The 2,192-nt window shown below is 43.8% G+C and carries 2 protein-coding genes; one reads left to right on the top strand and one right to left on the bottom strand.

Going from position 1 to position 2,192, the window contains the following annotated elements; translation table 11 throughout:
* Nucleotides 1–51: 51 nt before the first annotated feature.
* Entirely contained in the window at nucleotides 52–255 is a 204-nt protein-coding gene (locus tag Q0241_RS06205; protein WP_299374756.1) for a hypothetical protein, read from the bottom strand.
* Nucleotides 256–292: 37 nt separating this feature from the next.
* Between Q0241_RS06205 and Q0241_RS06200 the strand changes: the two genes are divergently transcribed.
* Nucleotides 293–1,957 carry a U32 family peptidase gene (locus Q0241_RS06200; RefSeq protein WP_299374753.1) on the top strand — a complete coding sequence of 555 codons (1,665 nt, stop codon included), beginning with the start codon at nucleotides 293–295 and terminating at the stop codon, nucleotides 1,955–1,957.
* The last annotated feature ends 235 nt before the right edge of the window (nucleotides 1,958–2,192 follow it).

Below are 2,192 nucleotides of genomic sequence, written 5' to 3'. Positions count from 1 at the left end.
ACAGGCATGGTTGCTTAATTCAATGTCCCTAATTGCAACTGAAAGCCACACTTAGCTTTTCTTCCTGAAGCTTTCCGCCTCCATAAGGTTTTCCGCGAATGACGCCAGATCCTGCGCCATAATTTCGGGATCGAACCAAAAATCCTTTAGTTTATCTATAGCCTCCCCCCGGATATAAGCTTCTAAAGAAATTATTATCAAATGAACCCAACTAAATTGCTCTAGATCAAATATTAATTCTGCAAGTACCGCCATAACCTAGCCCAGTTCATGAGCAAGCACAGGTTTTCTAATGGTTACAATTGCATCTCGCCCTCAACGATCCGAATTACTTATGCCAGCTGGATCGTTAGAAAAGTTAAAAATAGCCGTCTTATACGGTGCGGATGCCGTATATCTGGGCACCCCAGATATGTCGCTTAGGACAAAGTCATCCTTCACATTAGAAGAAGTCGTAGAGGGAGTTAAATTTGCCCATGTTCATGGCAAACGCGTGTATCTGACACTCAACCTTTTTTCCCACAATAAAGATATCCCCAAACTGCCACTGTTTATCGAAACAATAAAAGCCATCAAACCCGATGGTGTTATCATCGCGGACCCTGGTATTTTCCAATATGTGAAAGAAAACGCCCCGGAACTCGAACTTCATATTTCAACCCAAGCCAATGTTTGTTCATGGGTTTCAGTTGATTTTTGGCAAAAACAAGGAGCAAGCCTTTGTGTTTTGGCACGCGAAGTTAACTATCACGAGCTGTGCGAGATCCGTGAAAAATGCCCGAACATAAAGCTCGAAGCTTTTGTTCACGGCGCAATGTGCATGACCTATTCGGGTAGGTGTTTGTTATCCAATTTCATGGCGGAACGTGGCGCCAACCAAGGAAACTGTGCCAACAGTTGCAGATGGCACTACAAAGTGCATATGAAGCTCAAAGACGGAACCGTAAAAGAACTCAACCTGTCCGAAGAAAATCTGGAACTCTTTGAATTTCTGATGGAAGAAGAGTGTCGTCAGGGTGAATTGATGCCTATCGAAGAGGATGAGCGTGGATCTTATATACTCAATTCCAAAGACCTCTGTCTTATGCCGAAACTCGACGACTATCTCAGAATCGGAGTTGATTCGCTTAAAATAGAGGGGCGCAACAAAAGCGCATACTATGTAGCCGTGACCGCTAGAGCTTATAGACAAGCTATTGATGACTGGTACCAAGATCCGGACAGATGGTCACCGAAAACCTACATGGAAGAACTTTCTACCGTTCCAAGTCGGGGGTATACCCTTGCTTTCCATAATGGTCGTCTTGAAAATCACGCCCATAATTACGAACATACAAAAACCTTCGCTGATTACGAATACGCCGGATATATCGAAAAAATTACGGATGAGGGCCTCCACATTGCAGTTAAAAACCGTTTACAAGCGGGCGATGTGCTGGAATTACTTCCCCCTAACACCATGGATGCCACCTTAATCCGCCTATATGAGTTTATCGATGCGAAATCCAGACAAACCCACGATGTCATCAATGCGGGTCAGAAGCCGATAATTCTTATCCCTTGGTCTCTTTTTGATCAGGAAAACACCACATCTTTACAGCAAACACTTTGTGAGCAAACGATTATCAGAAAAGAAAAATCTCTTACACAGGCAGAGTGGGATCGATTAAAGCTTGATGCAACAGCTCAAAGGATAGAACTGGGTATTGGCAGCCATACGCTTTACCAAAGACAGCGTGCCTCACTCCAAGATTCTATCTTTGAAGAGAACGGCGAGCGTATCCCCAAAACACCACGTATTGGCACCGAAGGATGCTGTGGCCGAGGTTGCAACGGATGCGCAATCTTCTGGCACGATCCGATTTATGAGAAGGCTCGGGCACTTTTGGCACAGAAGAAACAGGGTGAGATGTTTGACCGTGACATGCGAAGCGATACCTTTACACCAATTGCATAGAAATAAATACAATTATTACGTTTAAATTAAACGCTTTCTTAGTCTTTTCCCTTAACACTGCCTGTTCTTAAACTTTCCGTACAGATGGATCACCGCACAATTAAGAAGATGATGACCATCGACAAACACAGGTAAAAAACATGAAGAATGCCTTCCAGAGCCTGAGCTTCAGGCTTGTTGGATTGACAGCAATTATGGTTATCCTTGGATTTGCAGCTGTCATATCCTATTCAAC

Origin of the sequence: uncultured Kiloniella sp. (genome assembly GCF_937128705.1) — a bacterium.
Lineage (GTDB): Bacteria > Pseudomonadota > Alphaproteobacteria > Kiloniellales > Kiloniellaceae > Kiloniella.
This window is presented reverse-complemented; position numbering and strand designations above follow the sequence as displayed.

Coding starts and splice junctions, on each gene's coding strand:
- Q0241_RS06205 (WP_299374756.1), bottom strand. CDS start 255: ATGGCGGTACTTGCAGAATTAATATTTGATCTAGAGCAATTTAGTTGG.
- Q0241_RS06200 (WP_299374753.1), top strand. CDS start 293: ATGGTTACAATTGCATCTCGCCCTCAACGATCCGAATTACTTATGCCA.